This is a genomic window from Geobacter sp. 60473 (assembly GCF_036323535.1).
GTDB lineage: Bacteria > Desulfobacterota > Desulfuromonadia > Geobacterales > Geobacteraceae > Geobacter > Geobacter sulfurreducens.
The window spans coordinates 857636-875965 of the sequence record NZ_AP028967.1; the positions used below are offsets into that span (position 1 = coordinate 857636).

Below are 18330 nucleotides of genomic sequence, written 5' to 3' on the forward strand. Positions count from 1 at the left end.
CTTTGACGCTGTAATAAGTGGGTAAGTATATGTTTGGCTGGGCCGGCACGATACTGAATATTGATCTGGCGTCCCGCGCAGCATGGCGCGAGGATCTGTCGACTGAACTCCTGCATGCCTATCTGGGAGGGAGAGGGCTCGGGGTCCGTCTCATGCGCGGTTTCCATACCCTTGACCCCTTTGACCCGGACATGCCGCTCATCTTCGCCGTGGGACCCCTGTGCGGTACCCCTGCGCCCACGGCGGCCCGGCTCACGGTGGTGTCCCGCTCCCCCCTGACCGGCACCATTTACGATTGTTCCGCCGGCGGCCGGTTCGCCTGGCGCCTCAAAGGCGCCGGTGTGGATGCTCTGCGTCTGTCCGGCCGGAGCGAGACGCCGGTGGCCTTGGTCGTGACGGCAGATGGGGTCGAGTTTGTGGACGTGCCCGAGCTTTGGGGCAGGACGGTGCCTGAAACCGTTGCGGCCCTGTCGGGTCGGGGCAGTGTGGCCGCCATCGGACCTGCCGGCGAGAACGGGGTTCTTTTTGCCAATATCATGATGGGCGAAGGCAATTCGGTAGGGCGGGGAGGGCTTGGCGCGGTCATGGGGGCCAAGGGGCTCAAGGCGGTCGTGGTGAACGGCGATATTCCCGTGGCGGTTGCGGATCGGGAGCGGTTCGACCGGGCGCGGCAGGACGTGATGCGCCTGTTCCGGGCCTCGCCCGTCATCTTTGGCGAACTGGGCATTGCCGAGTACGGCACCCCGGCCCTGGTGGACCTCATGCGCCAGCGGCGCATGGCCCCAACGGAAAACTTCCGCCATACGGTCTTCGAGGGATCGGCAAACTACTCGGGCCCGGCCATCCGGAGCGCCTATCAGGCGAAAAAGGACGGCTGTTACGGCTGTCCCATCCAGTGCAAGAAGAGTACGCCCCGGGGCGAGCATCTCCCTGAATACGAGACGGTTTCCCATTTTGGGGCGTTGAACGGCATCGCGAGCCTCGACGCCATCGTCAAGTCCAATACCCTGTGCAACGAGCTGGGCATGGACACCATTTCCGCAGCTGCAACGCTTTCGGCCTGGGGCGAGGTCCGGGGCCGCTTCCCCGGCGGGGAGGAGGTGCAGCGGCTGCTGGTCGACACGGCATTGCGCCGGGGTGATGGGGAGCTGCTTTCCCTGGGGTCGCGGCGCGCGGCCCGGGCACTGGGCCGCCCCGATCTGTCCATGGAGGTCAAGGGGCTGGAGTTACCGGCATATGACCCCCGCGGCGCCTACGGCATGGCCCTTGCCTACTGTACGAGCAATCGCGGGGGGTGTCACCTGAGGGCCTATCCCATCTCCCACGAGATTCTGCGCAAGCCCGTGGCCACCGACCGTTTCTCGTTTTCGGGCAAGGCGCGGATCATTGCCATTGCCGAAGACACCAATGCCGCCATCGACTCCCTGGTGGCCTGCAAGTTCTCCTTTTTCGGCGCAACGCTGGAAGAATATGCCGAACTGCTCTCCGCCGCAACCGGCATCGAGTACACGCCCCAGTCCCTCAAGGAGATCGGGCGGCGGATCTGTCTCACTGAACGGTTCTATAACTGTGCGAACGGATTTGATGTGAAGGATGATTGTCTGCCCGCGAGGTTTTTTGCGGAGCCCGGCTCCAGTGGCGAAGGGGTCGACATTCCCCCCATCGACCGTGCCCGGTTCGGCGAGGAGCTTCAGAAGTACTACCGGATTCGGGGGCTCACGCCGGCAGGGACCTTTGCTGATCCGGACTTTCTGCTTACGCAACCCTGATTGCCTTGGCGACCTGAGTCGATACGTGAACAATGCTTATCTATCTGGTTGTTGAATAGCAATTTTTTGCTGGCCGACATAGGTTGTCGGCCAGCAATGGAATAAGTGGGTAAGTATATGCGCGACCAGGTATCTGTCTACACGAACAAACTCATTGCCGACCGCTCGGCCCTTGCCCAAGGCATAGCCATCGCAGCCCAGGACGACGTCCTCATTGCCGAGGGTGCCCCTGACCTGGCCCGGCTTGCCGGAGACGTCCTGTCCCGGCTCACCTGCCTCGGCATGGTGGTGGCCCGCCCGTCGCTCCCCTTTGCCGATTTCCTGGTGGCCCGCGCCCGGGCCGGGGAGTCGTGCATCGTGCCCCGCGACACGGAAACCCGGACCTTTCTGCACGATATCCCCTTTTTGCGCCGCAGCGACCTTGGCGCCGATCCCGCCCCCGTTATCGCCCGCCTCCTCGGCAGCCGCAAGGGAGTGGTCGTGGAAGGGGTGGGGATCGTGGCCAGCGGTGCCCTTACCGTGGAGCAGGCCTATATCAACTACTCCTCGGTATTTCACTCGACCTTCGTGAAGTATCTCCAGGATGTGCTTCACCACGGCTTCATCCTGCCGGGGGAGGCGGAGGCCTTTGCCGCGTTCCGCAGCCAGTGGCTCCGGCCGCTTACGCATGAAGGGCTCACGTTCCGGCCCGGTCCCTTGGCGGAGCGGGACGAGATCCTCGACGAAATCGCCACGGTGGGGCGCTATACGGTTGAACGGGGGCTGGTGGATTCCTTCTTCGGCAACATCTCATGCCGTGCCGGCGAGGTGATCTATATCTCCCAGACCGCGGCAAGCCTGGATTCCCTGGCCGGCTGCATCGACCCGGTCCCCACGGACAATTCATCCACCTTCGGCATTACCGCCTCCAGCGAACTTCTGGCCCACCGGCGGATTTACGAGGCTACCGGCGCTGCGACCATTCTTCACGGCCACCCCAAGTTCGCGGTGATCATGAGCATGGAGTGCGCGGAAGAAGGGTGCGCCATTACCGACTGCTGGAAGGAGTGCGACCGGGTGCGGTTCCTCGGCGATACGCCGGTGGTGGCGGGCGAGATCGGCGCCGGCGGGCTTGCCAGGAGGGTGCCGCCGGCGATCGCGGGCCCGCGCAAGGCGGTGGTCTATGGCCACGGGGTCTTTACGGTGGGAGAGACGGACTTTGCCGACGCGTTCCGGGCCATGGTGGCCGTGGAGAACTGGTGCCGCGGAGAATATTTCCGCCGGCTGGAAGAGCGGCTCGGGTAAGCGGGCTCAGGATATCTGTCTGGGGAAGCTGGCGGTAAAGGTGGTGCCTTCGTGCTCGGTGCTCGTGAAGGTGATGGTGCCCTTCAGGTAGCGTTCGCCGAAGAGGCGGACGCTGTAAGTGCCGATACCGCGGCCGGTGCCCTCCTTGGTGCTGAAAGAGCGCTGGAAGATCTGCAACTGGACCTCCGGCGGAATCAGGCCCGGATTGTGAACGGTGAAACTGACCCCGTCCCCTTCCTGGTGCGCGGCAATGGTCACGGTTCCTCCCTTGGGTGTCGCTTCAAGGGCGTTTTTTACCAGATTGCCGAGAATGCGCCGCAGGATCTGGAGATCGCTCACGATGGTCAGTTCCGCCAGCGGACCGAGCACGAGTCTGCGTCCCTGAGTGATGTCGTGGTTCACGTACAAGGCCTGAACCTCGCGCGCCAGTTGCTGCACGTCCACCATGCCCAAGTCGGGCCGGAATTCTCCCTTCTCGGCGGCAAGCAGCTTGCGGTGGTGGTTGATCTCGTCGATGAGACGGTTCGACAGGTGCACCATCCATTCTTTGTACTCGGCTTCCTTCTCCGGCGAGATCCCTTTCCCTTCGGCCAGTAGCGCGGCGATGCCGTGCAACCCCCCCACCGTATTGATGACGTCGTGAAAAAATACCCGCTCCAGGATGCTGCGCCGCTTGCGGTCGCTGATGTCGCGGATGATGCAGACCGTCACGGGGATGCCGTCCACCTGGGCAGGATTGGAGAGTACTTCCAGGTCAAGGCAAAGCCCACCCGAGCGGTTGAGGGTAATGCGGCATTCATGGCAGCTGGGGGCATTGTTCTCCTGGCATTCCAGGATCGACCGGACTGCTCCGCAGACCGAGCAGTGGTGATCGGTGCCGCACCCGCCGGGGCCGTCCGAGGCGAAGATGCAGCCGAAGGCTTCGCCGGGGCGTTTGCCCAGAATTGCGCCCATGTCCGTGAGGCCGAAGGCCTCCAGGAGCCGCTGGTTGGCTGCCACGACCTGGCGCTCGCGGTTCAGGACGAGGATGTAGTCGGGCAACGCCTCGATCAGCGCACCGAGTACGCGGTCCACGAGAATCCGCCCGCTCATCTCCGCCACTTGGCGGTCAGAGGCACGTTCGGCCGGCGCGAAATGGCTGGCTGGCGTAGTCTCGGGCTGGGTATGTTTCTTGTCGTCGGCCATCGGTAGCATCGCTCCACTCTAGCGGTTCTGCATGATTGCGTCAACGGGTGAGTTGATATTGATATACAATAATTGAGCCGTTTACACCCTGTGCTATTATCTTCGAAACTACCTGCACCCGGAGCGTTTTTCATGGGCCATCTTGTTCTGCTTGACCACATCCACAAGAGCTTTCGGGAGGGCGACCGGGAGCGGATGGTCCTGCGCGGAGCCGAGCTCGGGATTGCGCGCGGGGAGTGGCTGGCGCTCCTGGGGCGCAGCGGCTCGGGCAAGTCCACGCTCCTGAACCTCATGGCCGGCATCGACCTGCCCGACCGGGGCGAGGTAAGGGTGGACGGCCTTCCGCTCAACCGGATGACCGAGCGGGAGCGGACTCTGTTCCGCCGGAACCGGATCGGCTTTGTATTCCAGTTTTACAACCTGATTCCCACCCTGACGGTGCTGGAGAACCTGCTGCTCCCCCTGGAACTGGCAGGCGCTGACGACCGGGCGGGACGGGCACGGGCGGCGGAACTGCTGGATGCCGTGGGGCTCGGCGACCGGGCCGCAGGCTATCCGGACCGGTTGTCCGGTGGCGAACAGCAGCGGGTGGCCGTGGCCAGGGCGCTCGTCCATCAGCCGTCACTGGTGCTGGCCGATGAGCCGACCGGCAACCTGGATGCCGAGAGCGGGGCGCAGGTTCTGGCGCTCTTCGAGGAACTGGTCCGGCGCTGGGGCACAACGCTCGTGATGGTGACCCACAGCGACGAGGTGGCGCGCCTCGCCGACCGGGTGGTCTGTATCCGCGACGGCCTGCTGGAGGAGAGAATGGCCGGGGGGGCGCCGCCATGATTCTATGGCGCGCCGGCGCACGACACCTGCTGCGCCACCCGCTGCTCGCCTTCCTGTCGGTCATCGGCGTGGCCCTGGGGGTGGCGGTGGTCACTGCCGTGGACGTGGCCAACGAGAGTGCGCACCGGGCCTTTCAGTTGGCCGCCGAGGCCGCGGCGGGGAAGGCCAGCCATCAGATCGTGGGCGGGCCCCGGGGGCTCGACGAGGATCTTTACCGCATTATCCGTGTCGAGCGCGGGGTCCGGCCGGCAGCTCCGGTGGTGGAGGGAGTGGTCTCGGTCACGGGCCGTCCCGGCACCACTCTTCACCTGATCGGCATCGATCCCCTCGCCGAGGCGCCCTTTCGCTCCCATACCGCCCCGGTCGGGGGCAGCGTCGACCTGAGGGCCCTCATGGGAACGCCGGCAACGGGCCTGATCCTGCGGGAGACGGCGGAACGTGTCGGCGCGGCAGTGGGCAAGCCTCTCCGGCTCGACGTGGGTGGCGTTTCCCGTTCCGTGGTGCTGGCCGGCTATCTGGAGGCCGGCGATGAGCTGGCCCGCCAGGGGCTGGCATCGGTGCTGGTGACCGACATTGCCACGGCCCAGGAACTCCTGGGCATGGCGGGGCGGCTCTCCCGCATCGACCTGATCCTGGCCGACGGGAAAGGGGTGGGCGCCCTGCCTCCGGGGGCCACGCTCATCCCGGCCGGTGCCCGGGCCGGGGCCATGGACCGGATGACCCGGGCGTTCCGCCTCAACCTCACCGCCCTCAGTTTCCTGGCCCTGCTGGTGGGGATGTTCCTCATCTACAACGCCACCACTTTTGCCGTGGTCCGCCGGCGGCGCCTGATTGGGCTCATGCGGGCCATGGGGGTCACCCGCAGGGAAATCTTCGGCCAGGTCTGCGTCGAAGCCCTGCTGACCGGCCTCATCGGCACGGCCGCGGGGATAGCCCTCGGCCTCGCCCTGGGAGAGGTGCTCACCCGCCTCGTCACCCGCACCATCAATGACCTCTACTTTGTACTGGAGGTGCAGCAGGTCGCGCTTTCGGCGGCAACCCTGGCCAAGGGGTGTCTCCTGGGCATCGCGGCCACTGTGGCGGCAGCGGTTCCGCCCGCCCTGGAGGCGACTGCTGCGCCGCCGCGCGCCGTCCTGTCCCGCTCATTCATCGAGGCCCGTACCCGTCGGCACGTACCGCGTGCGGCCCTTGCCGGGCTGGTGGCCATGCTCGGGGGCGCACTGCTCCTGGCAACGGGATTCGGCGGGCTCGCGGCGGGGTTCACGGGGCTTTTCGCGCTCATCCTCGGCTATGCCCTGACGGTTCCTTTCGGCACGGTCCTGGTGTCCCGCGCCATGAAACCGCCCATGGGGCTGCTCTTCGGCAACCTGGGCCGCATGGCCGCCCGGGGCGTCGTTGTTTCTCTCTCCCGCACCGGCGTGGCAACGGCTGCCCTGGTGGTGGCGGTGTCGGCCACTATTGGCGTGGGGATCATGGTGGACAGCTTCCGCCACACCGTGCAGCAATGGCTGGCTGGGAGGCTCAAGGCCGACATCTACGTGACCACCGCCGGCACCGGCACGGGGCGCGGTAAACCGCCGCTGGATCCGGCCCTGGTGGAGCGGCTCCGTTTGGTTCCTGGCGCAGCCGCGGTCAGTACCACCCGGAGGATCACCATCCAGTCGGCCGGAGGGGAGACCGATCTGCTGGTGCTCGGCATCCCCCGGCGTACCTTTGACGGTTTTCGCCTCAAGCAGGGAACGCCGGACCGGGCCTGGCAGTCCTTCAGCAGCGGCGATGGGATCATCGTGTCCGAACCCTTTGCCTTCCGTCACCGTCTCGGACTCGGCGATGCCGTGCGGCTGCGGACCGACCGGGGCGAGCGGGACTTCACCGTGGCCGGCGTGTTCTACGATTACGGCTCGGACAGCGGTTTCGTGGCCATGGACCGGGGCGCCTTCAACCGCTACTGGGACGACCGGAGCGTGGACGGCATGGGGTTGTATGCGACGCCGGGCGTCTCCGCAGCGCAGCTGACCGAGGCGGCCCGCGCCTGCAGCGGCAGCGCCCGGGTCAGCATTATTTCCAGCCGCGAGTTGTATGAGGCATCCGTGGCGGTGTTCGACCGGACCTTCGTCATCACCGGCGTTCTGCGTCTGCTGACCGTGGTGGTGGCCGTGGTCGGCATCCTTTCGGCCCTCATGGCCATGCAGGTGGAGCGGGCGCGTGAACTGGCCGTGCTGCGGGCCATGGGACTCACCCCGGCCGAACTCTGGGGGGTGGTCTGCGGGGAAACCGGGCTCGTGGGGCTCACGGCGGGGCTTCTGTCGCTGCCGCTCGGCATCCTTCAGGCCGCTGTCCTCATCTTTGCCGTTAACCGCCGGTCCTTCGGCTGGACAATGGAATTCTCCCTGTCCCCGTCGATCTTCTGGCAGGCCATCGTGCTGGCGGTCGGCGCCGCGATCGTGGCGGGGATCGTGCCCGCCCTCATCACCGCCCGCATCCCCCCGGCCCTTGCCTTCAAGGAGGATGAGTAGCATGGGCGCTCCCGCCAGGTTTCTGGTTGCAGGTATCGTCTTGATCGTCCTGGCGGTCGGGCTGACGCAGGTTCTCCGGCAGCAGCGGCCCGAACCGGCGCCGGCCCGGCTCTCCGTGGCGCGGGCTCTGGGCGGCGCTTCTCCCGACGGCTTTCTCCGGGCCCTGGAGCCCCGCCGCTTCAGTTTTCCGGCCGATCACGGCCCCCATGACGGTTTTCGCAACGAGTGGTGGTACTTCACCGGCAATCTGGCCGATGCCGCGGGCCGATCGTTCGGGTACCAGCTCACCTTTTTCCGGGTGGCGCTCCGGCCCCGGCCCGTGGCGCGGGACTCGCGCTGGGGTGCCGGAGAGGTCTGGATGGCCCACCTCGCCCTCACCGACGTGGCGGGCAGGCGTTTCCGGCATGCCGAGCGCCTGAGCCGTGAAGCACTGGGGCTCGCCGGTGCCGGCGGCCGCCCCCTGCGCGTATGGCTCGAAGACTGGCAGGCCGTGGAAGTGGCGGCCCGCCCCTGGGCCGTGCGGCTCACGGGCAACGGGGGAGACTGGGGGATCGACCTGACCCTGCGGGCCGTGAAGCCGGAGGTCCTCAACGGGGCAGGGGGGCTCAGCCGCAAAGGGGGGGAGCCGGGCAACGCCTCCTATTACTATTCGCTGCCCCGCATGGAGACATCCGGCACCATTCGTGCCGGCGGCATGACCTTCACCGTCTCGGGTCTTTCCTGGCTCGACCGGGAGTGGAGTACCAGCGTCCTCGCCCCGGACCAGGCCGGCTGGGACTGGTTCGCCCTCCACCTGAGCGACGGCCGCGATCTCATGTACTATCGACTCCGGCGCCGGGACGGGACCACCGACCCGGCCAGCGCCGGCACCATTGTGGCCGCCGACGGCTCCTACCGGCACCTGGCGGCCGCTGCCGCAACACTCGAAACCCTGTCCTGGTGGTCCAGTCCTGCAGGTGGAGCCCGTTACCCCTCGCGCTGGCGTCTTTGCGTCCCTGCCGAGGGGATTGATCTGGATATTGTGCCGCGCCTGACGGATCAGGAGCTATTCACCACCGTCCGCTACTGGGAAGGTGCCGTGGAGGTGCGAAGCAACACCGGTAAAGGGATTGCCGGGTCAGGTTATGTTGAGCTCACCGGCTACGGGGATCAAGATGTGTCGGCGAATTGACGCAAAAATGGCATTTTCGGGAAAAAATTTTTTGGGCCGTGTCATTTTTTTCTAAAGATTTTTTGGAGGCATGCCGATATAGTAATCAAAAGCATGAATGGAGGCGAGGGAGGTATGTGCGCCATGAAAATTGATACCAATCCCCCTGTAACGACCGTTAACCAAGTCAAGGGCGAGACGTCCCAGGCAGCTTCGGGTGCCGATGCGCGCAAAACGGGCGCCGCCGGCGGTCAGGCGACCGATACGGTCGACCTTTCCCGTAATGCGGAACGGCTCGTCAAGGCCAATGCTACCCTGCGTACCATGCCCGACGTCAGGGTCGAAAAGGTGGAAGAACTTAAAAAGCAGATCGCAGCGGGCGAGTACAATGTCAGCGCCCGGGATGTGGCGGAAAAGATGCTCATCAGCATGCGCAACGGGGTCACCGCCTGACGGACTCCGCACATTCGCTACGTGAAAGCCCGCCTTGCGCGGGCTTTTTTGTTGCCTCCGCCCCGGTCGGGCGGTAAGCTCGAATCATGGACCACCGCCTCCTTTCGTTCATTTCCGCGCCATTGCCCTCCCTTATTGCATCCCTTGCCCGTCACGGAGGCTTCGGTGCGTGGTTTGTGGGTGGGTGCGTCCGCGATGCCCTGCTGGCGAGGCCATCAAATGACATCGACATCGTGGTCGGCCCCGGCGGGGAAGACCTGCCCCGGGCCGTTGCCGCCCGGATCGGCGGCAGCTTCTTCCCGCTCGACGAAGAGCGGGGCCATGCCCGCGTTGTACTGAAAGGGGAGGGCGCCAGCTGCGACTTCGCTCCCCTCCAGGGCGGAACCATCGCTGCCGACCTTGCCCTGCGCGACTTCACCATCAACGCCCTTGCCGTGTCCTGTGGTTCGGGCGACCTGCTGGACCCGCTGGGCGGAGCCGCCGACTTGGCGCAGCGCGTCATCCGTGCCTGCTCTGCCGGAGCCTTTGCCGCCGATCCGCTCAGGATCGTGCGTGCCTACCGTTTTGCCGCCCATCTCGACTTCGAGATCCACGCCGCAACCCTGGCGCTTATCCCCGATCATGCACCGCTCCTGGCCACCGTGGCCGGAGAGCGGATTAGGGACGAACTCTTCCGGATGCTCGATCTGCCGCACGCAGTTCCCTATGTCCTTAAGATGTCCTGTGCCGGCGTGACGGGCGCCATCTTCGGGGCCGACGACCTTCCTGCCGATACCGCCGCCGGCGCCCTTGACCGGGTCGAGTCCCTCTGCCGCGATCTCTCGGCCTTCGGCACCGAGGCGGAGCCGGTTCGGGCACGGCTACGGCAGGAGGTCCAGCCCGGCATCACCATCCGCGCCCTGGCGAAACTCGCCGCATTCCTGAACGGCGCGGGCATACCTGCAGGCATCGCATCGCAACGGCTCATGCTCGGCAAGGCCGCCACCCGGCTTCTGGAACTCCTCTGCTCCTCGGTCCGCCTTACCTGGCCTGCCCCTGCCGCCGCGCCGGACTCGCACGCCCTCTTCACGCTCTTCCGCCACCGCGAGCCGGCCGGCTGCGAACAGCTCATCCTCCCCCTGGCGGAAGGCATTCTGCCGGAGGACAGATGCCGCCACCTTGCCGCCTACCTGACACGCCATCACATCCCCCGCGGCGGACGGCTCCTCCTCACTGGCGACGACATCATGACCCTTCTCGGCTTGCCTCCGGGCAGACAGGTGGGGGAGGCCATTGAACTGCTCCGCGCAGCCCAGAGCACCGGCGAAGTACGCACCCGCGCCGAGGCACAGCGCTATCTGGCCAAAAAACAGTTGACAACTCCCGAGCCCCTGCGCTAAATACATACCTCTCTATTGAGCGGGAATAACTCAGTGGTAGAGTGTCAGCTTCCCAAGCTGAAGGTCGCGGGTTCGAATCCCGTTTCCCGCTCCATCTAACAATAAGGAATCCTTCGGGATTCCTTTTTTGTTGCCCCGACTTTCACCAAAACTTTCACTAAGAGAGTTTTAACTGAAGGCCGGGGCTTTGCTTTTCGTGCTCAAGCTGGTGGTAAGAGCCGGGAACCATCGGGTAAATAGTACCGGGGTGATCCAGGAGGTAAGGCGGCCGCTTTGCCCTGGTTTCCACGGAGTCCCGGCCAAAGTACTCCAGAATCTTCCAGAAGTCCTCCTCCAGCCCGTCGATGTAATCCCCGTAGACCTCATAGACCATCTTCTTTGATCCATGTTCTGCACGCTAAAGTTCATCTGACTCCGCTGTCTTGAATTTTGCCCGATCAGGGGCCGTTCATCACGACACCGCTATTTATTTTTAGATGAGGTGAGAAAGACATCGTGCGGTGGTGCGGTTGCAATTATGCAACTAGCTGGTATCTATTAAGTATAGCGACATACTTCACCTGGGCACGGCGACTTCTAAGTCAGGTGAAAGGAGACAAACCCAGGTCTTTCCGCAGGTCGATATTCCAGTCGTACACCTCCCTATCGATGAAACACAACCTCCTGTACCCGATCATGTCCGGCGGAAAGAGCACGATGTCTTACCTCTCATGGAGGCGGGCCGAGTCCAGCGTATAGCCAGGCATCGGCGGCAGCGAAGGATTCGAGCGCGAGAACAAGAAGCGTGCATTTGGCGCGTGAGGCCGCCGCCGACCCTGTAACGTAGATTCACTGGTGTTGCGAGGACGACAGGTATGAACACGACGACAGCAACTGCCTCGGAGCCGGTCCTGAAGAATCTCGATCGGCTGATCCCCCACCTTGAAGCCCTGTACAAGGACGTGCATGCCCACCCCGAGTTGTCGATGCAAGAGACGCGAACCGCCGCGTTAGTCGCGGACTGGCTTCGTATAGCCGGTTACGAGGTGACGACCGGCGTTGGAAAGACGGGGGTGGTAGGTCTGCTCCGTAACGGGGAAGGGCCGACGGTCATGCTGCGCGCCGACATGGATGCGTTACCCATTGAAGAGGCAACCGGTCTTTCCTATGCGAGCCAAGTGACCACGACGGATGTCGAAGGAAAGACCGTGCCGGTCGGACATATGTGTGGCCATGACATGCATGTGACCTGGCTCGCCGGCGCCGCCGCTTTGTTCGCTCAGGCACGGGATCCCTGGCGAGGCACCTTGATGGTGGTCTTCCAGCCCGGCGAGGAGACGGCGCAGGGCGCCCAGGCCATGATCGACGACAACCTCCTCGATCGTTTTCCCCGACCGGTGGTCATACTTGGGCAGCACGTCATGCTCGGAGCGGCCGGCGACATCGCTGGAAGTGCCGGCCCCATCACCGCGGCGGCGGACAGCCTTCAAATTAGGCTGTTCGGTCGTGGTGCGCACGGATCGATGCCGCAAGCCAGCGTTGATCCCGTTGTCATGGCCGCGGCGACGGTCCTGCGGCTTCAGACAGTCGTTTCCCGCGAGGTGGCCGCGACCGAGGCAGCGGTCGTCACGATCGGCGTCCTGCAAGCCGGCACGAAAGAGAACATCATCCCTGACGAGGCGATCATAAAGCTGAACGTTCGGACATTCGATGCCGGCGTCCGCAATCGCGTGCTGGCGGCGATCGAGCGGATCGTCAACGCCGAGGCCGAAGCGTCGCGTGCTCCTCGGAGACCAGAGATCACGCCATTAGACCGGTATCCGCTCAATCTGAATGACGAGGCAGCGAGCCAACGGATCGCCGAAGCATTCCGCGCCCATTTCTCCCCGGCGCGCGTGCATCACACCGGGCCGGCTCCGGCGAGCGAGGACTTCGGCTGTTTCGGCACGGCTTGGCATGTTCCGTCGGTCTACTGGTTTGTCGGCGGCACCGATACGGAAACCTATGCAAAGGCCAAAGCTGCTGGAACCCTCAATGAACTGCCGGTCAACCATAGCCCCCAGTTTGCCCCGGTAATTCATCCGACGCTGGAAACCGGTGTCGAGGCCTTGGTCGTTGCGGCGCTCGCTTGGCTGGCGTCATAGGGCGAGCGAAGCCGGTGATCGGAGAGGTGAGAGATTGCGGGGTGTCGGACCGCCGAGTTTGCAATGAGTGAGCACGGGATGGGAACGCTTCTCCTGGTACTTGACCTCAGTGGTACTTTTGTTTTTGCGCTGAGCGGTGCAACGGCAGGGGTCAAGAACCGTCTCGATCTGTTTGGCGTCTTGGTCTTATCGTTTGCGGCGGGGAATGCCGGAGGCATTGCCCGTGACGTGCTGATCGGCGCGGCGCCGCCGGCAGCGATCAGTAACTGGCGCTATCTGGCGGTTTCGCTGCTCGCCGGAATCCTTACCTTCTGGCGACCCTCCATCATCGACCGGCTGCGCAGCCCGGTGCTTCTGTTCGACGCCGCGGGACTGGGGCTTTTCGCGGTTGCCGGCACGCAAAAGGCGCTCGTTTTCGGGCTCAACCCGGTCATGGCGGCTGCCCTCGGCATGCTGACCGGGATCGGCGGCGGCATGACCCGCGATGTGCTCCTGACCAAGGTTCCCATCGTATTGCGCACCGATATTTACGCCATCGCCGCCCTGGCTGGTGCCGCTGTGGTTGTGATCGGCTCCGCATTGCGGCTCCCGGCGACCGTGGTGACACCCGCCGGCGCAATCCTCTGCTTCGGGCTCCGGTTTATGGCTATTCGTCGAGGCTGGCATCTGCCGATCGCCGGCGAACCCGGGCAACCGGCCGATCGTAAGGATGACGGCGCAAGGGGGCTCTGAGATGAGTATGCTCGTCTCGTATGCGGAAGAGTGTTCAACAGTGTCTCCGATTCCTTGACTGGGCCGGTGTTAACCGGCGTGGAACTTTAACCCCCTTTGGGGAGGAATCGGCGTCCAGGCGCGACCCATCATTCAGCAAGTTATTCTGCTGATATTTCGTTGAAATTTAGACAGCAACCCAGGCCAACCCTGGACGTCGATGGTGGGGCATTTTTACATGCCGATTGACATCACGGCGATGCCCCGCCAGCAGCATCAGCGCAGAACTGGGTTAACTCCTCATCCCTGCCGCCGAGTCCTTCTCCCGCGGCGTGTCCTGCCTCACCGTCTACGGCCGGCGTCATCCCTTTATTTCGCGTAGTATCTAAAGTTCAGTGGATAGTACGACAATAGAAACATAAAAGTTTATTGCACAGATCATAAAATAATATCTTGACCTGCAATTTGGGAATGTGTATTTATTGTCTATTGAGATTGTAGACTGATGATATCGAAAAAGACCAAATACGCGCTCAAGGCGATGCTCTACCTGGCCCGGGAGCAGGACAAGGGCCCCATCCTCATTGCCGACCTGGCGCGGGACGAGCGGATTCCCAAGAAGTTCCTGGAGCTGATCCTGCTGGCTCTCAAGAACGCTGGGGTGCTCCAGAGCAAGAAGGGGAAGGGGGGCGGCTACTATCTCGCCCAGCCCCCGCGGGAGATCAGCATGGGCCGGATCATCCGCATCCTGGAGGGCCCCCTGGCCCCGGTCCAGTGCGTGAGCGAGACCTCCTACGCCCGGTGCGAGGAGTGCGACGACGAGTGGAGCTGCGGCATTCGGCTCGTCATGAAGGATGTGCGCGACGCCATGGCCACAATCCTCGACGGGGCCACCCTGGCCGATGTGCTGGAGCGGGTGGAGCGGGAAAAGCAGAAGAAGGACGGAGTGCTTTTTTACACGATCTGAACGGGGCGTTTTTTTATACTTTATTAGACTACTAAGTCGATAGACTAAAAACCAAAAGGAGCCGACCATGAAACCGATCAAGACCATCGCAGCCGCAGCCGCAGCATTCCTCGCCCTTGCCGCACCCCTGGGGGCCCGCGCCGAGGTGAGCCTCCTCAACGTCTCCTACGACCCGACCCGGGAGCTGTACCAGGACTACAACGCCGCCTTTGCCGCTCACTGGAAGGGGAAGGGGGGCGGACCGGTCACGGTGAAACAATCCCACGGCGGGTCCGGCAAACAGGCCCGGGCGGTCATCGACGGCCTGGACGCCGACGTGGTGACCCTGGCCCTGGCCTACGACATCGACGAGATCGCGGCCCGGGCGAAGCTGATCCCGGCCAACTGGCAGAAACGGCTGCCCCATAACAGTTCCCCCTACACCTCCACCATCGTCTTCCTGGTCCGCAGGGGGAACCCCAAGAACATCCGCGACTGGAACGACCTGGTCCGCCCCGACGTCAAGGTGATCACCCCCAATCCCAAAACCTCCGGCGGGGCCCGCTGGAACTATCTGGCCGCCTGGGGCTACGCCCTGAAGCAGAAGGGGGGGAGCGAGGCAACGGCCCGCGACTTCGTGACCAGGCTCTACAAGAACGTGCCGGTGCTCGATTCCGGTGCCCGGGGCGCCACCACCACCTTTGTCCAGCGCGGCCAGGGCGACGTGCTCCTGGCGTGGGAGAACGAGGCCTTCCTGGCCGTGAACGAGCTGGGCAAGGACAGGTTCCAGATCGTGGTGCCGTCGGTCAGCATCCTGGCCGAGCCGCCGGTGACGGTGGTGGACAAGGTGGTCGACCGGAAAGGGACCCGCGCGGTGGCCGAAGCGTACCTGAAGTACCTCTACACCCCGGCCGGCCAGGAGATCGCGGCCAAGCACTACTACCGCCCCATCGACAAGAAGATTGCGGCCAAATATGCCGCCTTCTTCCCGAAGGTGAAGCTCTTCACCATCGACGACACCTTCGGCGGCTGGCAGGCGGCCCAGAAGAAGCACTTTGCCGACGGCGGGGTCTTCGACCAGATCTACGGGCCCGGGAAATAACGTGATGCAGGGGCTGCGAGATGGCGTGAAATCCGCAGCCCTGCATTGGGATTATGCAAAGGACCAACCACCATGGCGACAAGACCAATCACGCGAAACACCGTCATCCCCGGCTTCGGCCCGGCCCTGGGCTACACGGTCTTCTACCTCTCCCTGGTCGTGCTCCTGCCGCTCTCGGCCCTGGCGGTGAAAACGGCCAGCCTCACCTGGGGGGAATTCCTCGCCACCGTGGCAGCCCCCCGGGTGCTGGCCTCCTACAGGGTCACCTTCGGCGCTGCCCTGGCCGCCGCCGCGGTCAACGCGGTCTTCGGTCTCTTGGTGGCCTGGGTGCTCGTGCGCTACCGCCTGCCGGGCAAGCGCTTCATCGATGCCCTGGTGGATCTCCCCTTCGCGCTCCCCACGGCCGTGGCCGGCATCACCCTGTCGTCGGTCTACGCGGCCAACGGCTGGCTCGGCCAGTTCCTGGAGCCTCGGGGGATCACTGTCGCCTTCACCCCGGTGGGGATCTTCGTGGCCATGACCTTCATCGGTCTCCCCTTTGTGGTGCGGACGGTGCAGCCGGTTCTGGAAGAGCTGGAAGAGGAGATCGAGGAGGCCGCCGCCTGCCTCGGCGCCACCCGCTGGCAGACCTTCCGGCGGGTGCTGTTCCCTGAGCTCCTGCCGGCGGTCCTGACCGGCTTTGCCCTGGCCTTTGCCAGAGGCGTGGGCGAGTACGGCTCCATCATCTTCATCGCCGGCAACATGCCGATGGTGTCCGAGATCACCCCGCTCCTGATCATCACCAAGCTGGAGCAGTACGACTATGCCGGCGCCACCGCCATCGCCATGGTGATGCTCTTCTTCTCGTTCCTGATGCTCCTGGCCGTGAACCTGCTCCAGAAGTGGAGCCGGCGCCACGCAGCCTGACCCGGAGGACCCGACCATGCCAGCATCAATCCGCACCCGCACCGAGCCGGCCCCGGTCCGCTGGGCGCTCATCGCCGGCGCGCTCCTGTTCCTCGGCCTCTTTCTCTTCGTGCCCCTGGCCGCGGTCTTTGCCCAGGCCCTGGAAAAGGGGTGGGGCGCCTACCTGGCCGCCATCCGCGAGCCCGACGCCCTGGCAGCGGTGAAGCTGACCTTCATCACCGCGGCCATCAGCGTGCCCCTGAACCTGGTCTTCGGCGTGGTCGCGGCCTGGGCCATCGCCAAGTTCCAGTTCCGGGGCAAGCAGCTCCTGATCACCCTGATCGACCTGCCGTTCTCGGTGTCGCCGGTCATCTCGGGCCTGATCTACATCCTTCTGTTCGGGCTCCAGGGGTGGCTCGGCCCCTGGCTCCAGGACCATGACGCAAAGATCATCTTCGCCGTGCCCGGCATCGTCCTGGCCACGGTCTTCGTCACCTTCCCCTTCGTGGCCCGCGAACTGATCCCGCTCATGGAGGCCCAGGGCACGGACGAAGAAGAGGCGGCCATCACCCTGGGGGCGAACGGGTTCCAGACCTTTTGGCGGGTGACCCTGCCCAACATCAAGTGGGGGCTCATCTACGGGGTCATCCTGTGCAACGCCCGGGCAATGGGCGAGTTCGGGGCGGTCTCGGTGGTCTCCGGCCATATCCGGGGCGAGACCAACACCATCCCCCTCCACGTGGAGATCCTCTACAACGAGTACAACTACGCCGCCGCCTTTGCCGTGGCCTCGCTCCTGGCCCTGCTGGCCCTGGTCACCCTGGTCCTGAAGAGCGTGGTCGAGTGGCGGATGCGCGCCGACGCCTGACCCGGACGCCGCAGCGAAATAAAGGAACCAAGACATGAGCATCGAGATCGCCAACGTCACCAAGCAGTTCGGCAGCTTCACCGCCCTGGACAACGTGAACCTGGCCGTCCCCTCCGGGGAGCTGACCGCCCTCCTGGGCCCCTCGGGCTCGGGCAAGACCACCCTGTTGCGGATCATCGCCGGCCTGGAGACGCCGGACGCCGGCTCGATCCGCTTCGACGGCGAGGAAACCACCGACCGCCACGTGCGGGAGCGTCAGGTCGGCTTCGTGTTCCAGCACTACGCCCTGTTCCGGCACATGACCGTGGAGGAGAACGTGGCCTTCGGCCTCACCGTGAAGCCGCGCCGGGAGAGGCGGCCGAAACAGGAGATCAGGGAGCGGGTTCACGAGCTCCTGCGCCTGGTGCAGCTTGAGGGGCTTGCCGCCCGCTTCCCGTCCCAGCTCTCCGGCGGCCAGCGCCAGCGGGTGGCCCTGGCCCGGGCCCTGGCCGTGGAACCCAAGGTGCTGCTCCTGGACGAGCCCTTCGGCGCTCTGGACGCCAAGGTGCGGGTGGAGCTGCGGCGCTGGCTGCGCCGACTCCACGACGAGATCCACGTCACCAGCGTCTTCGTCACCCACGACCAGGAAGAGGCCCTGGAAGTGGCCGACCGGATCGTGGTCATGAACAGGGGCCGGATCGAACAGGTGGGGACCCCGGCGGAGGTCTACGACCAGCCGGCCAATCCCTTTGTCTTCGACTTCCTGGGCAGCGTCAACCTCTTCCACTGCCGGGCCGAGCAGGGACAGGCGCGGGCCGCGTCCCCGGATCTGCCGGTGGGTTATGTGCGCTCCCACGACATCGAAGTGGAGCGGAGCCAGACCGCCGACGCCGTGGAGGCCGAGGTACGCCACATCCAGGCAGTGGGCCCGGCTGTTCGGGTGGAGCTCCTGGTGCGCGGCACCGGCAAGACCGTCGAGGCGGAACTCTCCCGCACCGGCGCCGAGCGCCTCGCCCTCAGCCCCGGCGAAACGGTCTATGCCCGGCCGCGCAGGATTCAGACCTTTGTGGAGGATTATCAGATCTAGCCGGAATCAGAACACTGCACGAGCCGGTGATGGTGAGGGGACCAGATGAGTATCTGGTCCCT

General features: G+C 64.7%; 16 protein-coding genes and 1 tRNA gene. 15 read left to right on the forward strand and 2 right to left on the reverse strand.

From position 1 onward, the window contains the following. Positions 1-29: 29 nt before the first annotated feature. Together AABA48_RS03835 and AABA48_RS03840 are read left to right on the forward strand one after the other, a co-directional pair. A complete protein-coding gene (locus AABA48_RS03835; RefSeq protein ID WP_338271124.1) occupies positions 30-1769 on the forward strand; it encodes an aldehyde ferredoxin oxidoreductase family protein in 1740 nt (579 codons plus the stop codon). Between the two features lie 117 nt (positions 1770-1886). Beyond that, entirely contained in the window at positions 1887-3053 is a 1167-nt protein-coding gene (locus tag AABA48_RS03840; protein WP_286352193.1) for a class II aldolase/adducin family protein, read from the forward strand. Between the two features lie 6 nt (positions 3054-3059). Here AABA48_RS03840 and AABA48_RS03845 read toward each other — a convergent pair whose 3' ends face one another. Then, on the reverse strand, positions 3060-4238 hold the full coding sequence (locus tag AABA48_RS03845; protein WP_286352194.1) for a PAS domain-containing sensor histidine kinase: 1179 nt from the start codon (positions 4236-4238) through the stop codon (positions 3060-3062). 132 nt (positions 4239-4370) lie between these two features. Here AABA48_RS03845 and AABA48_RS03850 point away from each other — a divergent pair, with 132 nt between their 5' ends. From AABA48_RS03850 to AABA48_RS03875, 6 genes are all read left to right on the forward strand, one after another. After that, positions 4371-5069, forward strand: a complete 699-nt coding sequence (locus AABA48_RS03850; protein ID WP_286352195.1) for an ABC transporter ATP-binding protein — start codon at positions 4371-4373, stop codon at positions 5067-5069. Further along, on the forward strand, positions 5066-7585 hold the full coding sequence (locus AABA48_RS03855; RefSeq protein WP_286352196.1) for an ABC transporter permease: 2520 nt from the start codon (positions 5066-5068) through the stop codon (positions 7583-7585). Before AABA48_RS03850 ends, AABA48_RS03855 begins: the two co-directional genes overlap by 4 nt. 1 nt (position 7586) lies before the next feature. Next, complete coding sequence (locus tag AABA48_RS03860; RefSeq protein ID WP_338271125.1) at positions 7587-8756, forward strand: lipocalin-like domain-containing protein; 1170 nt, start codon at positions 7587-7589, stop codon at positions 8754-8756. A gap of 123 nt (positions 8757-8879) precedes the next feature. After that, positions 8880-9188: a flagellar biosynthesis anti-sigma factor FlgM gene (gene flgM, locus AABA48_RS03865; protein ID WP_010942825.1), complete on the forward strand. Its 309-nt coding sequence runs from the start codon at positions 8880-8882 to the stop codon at positions 9186-9188. Positions 9189-9274: 86 nt separating this feature from the next. Continuing rightward, positions 9275-10567: a CCA tRNA nucleotidyltransferase gene (locus AABA48_RS03870; protein WP_286352198.1), complete on the forward strand. Its 1293-nt coding sequence runs from the start codon at positions 9275-9277 to the stop codon at positions 10565-10567. Positions 10568-10586: 19 nt separating this feature from the next. Then, positions 10587-10661 (forward strand) — tRNA-Gly (locus AABA48_RS03875). Positions 10662-10724: 63 nt separating this feature from the next. Here AABA48_RS03875 and AABA48_RS03880 read toward each other — a convergent pair. Then, on the reverse strand, positions 10725-10940 hold the full coding sequence (locus AABA48_RS03880; RefSeq protein ID WP_286349988.1) for a hypothetical protein: 216 nt from the start codon (positions 10938-10940) through the stop codon (positions 10725-10727). Between the two features lie 481 nt (positions 10941-11421). On the opposite strand from AABA48_RS03880, the gene AABA48_RS03885 reads away from it, so the two are divergent. The 7 genes from AABA48_RS03885 to AABA48_RS03915 all read left to right on the forward strand — a co-directional run bounded on the left by AABA48_RS03885 (position 11422) and on the right by AABA48_RS03915 (position 18268). Continuing rightward, on the forward strand, positions 11422-12690 hold the full coding sequence (locus tag AABA48_RS03885; RefSeq protein WP_338271126.1) for a M20 family metallopeptidase: 1269 nt from the start codon (positions 11422-11424) through the stop codon (positions 12688-12690). Between the two features lie 78 nt (positions 12691-12768). Further along, positions 12769-13422 (forward strand): trimeric intracellular cation channel family protein, encoded by a 654-nt coding sequence (locus AABA48_RS03890; protein WP_286349986.1) that lies wholly within the window; start codon positions 12769-12771, stop codon positions 13420-13422. Between the two features lie 484 nt (positions 13423-13906). Continuing rightward, positions 13907-14368 carry an RrF2 family transcriptional regulator gene (locus AABA48_RS03895; RefSeq protein WP_014551599.1) on the forward strand — a complete coding sequence of 154 codons (462 nt, stop codon included), beginning with the start codon at positions 13907-13909 and terminating at the stop codon, positions 14366-14368. A 67-nt stretch (positions 14369-14435) separates the two neighbouring features. Further along, positions 14436-15449 carry a sulfate ABC transporter substrate-binding protein gene (locus AABA48_RS03900; RefSeq protein ID WP_338271127.1) on the forward strand — a complete coding sequence of 338 codons (1014 nt, stop codon included), beginning with the start codon at positions 14436-14438 and terminating at the stop codon, positions 15447-15449. 72 nt (positions 15450-15521) lie between these two features. After that, positions 15522-16355 carry a sulfate ABC transporter permease subunit CysT gene (gene cysT / locus AABA48_RS03905; RefSeq protein WP_338271128.1) on the forward strand — a complete coding sequence of 278 codons (834 nt, stop codon included), beginning with the start codon at positions 15522-15524 and terminating at the stop codon, positions 16353-16355. 16 nt (positions 16356-16371) lie between these two features. Next, positions 16372-17202 carry a sulfate ABC transporter permease subunit CysW gene (cysW, locus tag AABA48_RS03910; RefSeq protein ID WP_039645400.1) on the forward strand — a complete coding sequence of 277 codons (831 nt, stop codon included), beginning with the start codon at positions 16372-16374 and terminating at the stop codon, positions 17200-17202. A gap of 34 nt (positions 17203-17236) precedes the next feature. Further along, entirely contained in the window at positions 17237-18268 is a 1032-nt protein-coding gene (locus AABA48_RS03915) for a sulfate/molybdate ABC transporter ATP-binding protein (RefSeq protein ID WP_338271129.1), read from the forward strand. Positions 18269-18330: the final 62 nt, after the last annotated feature.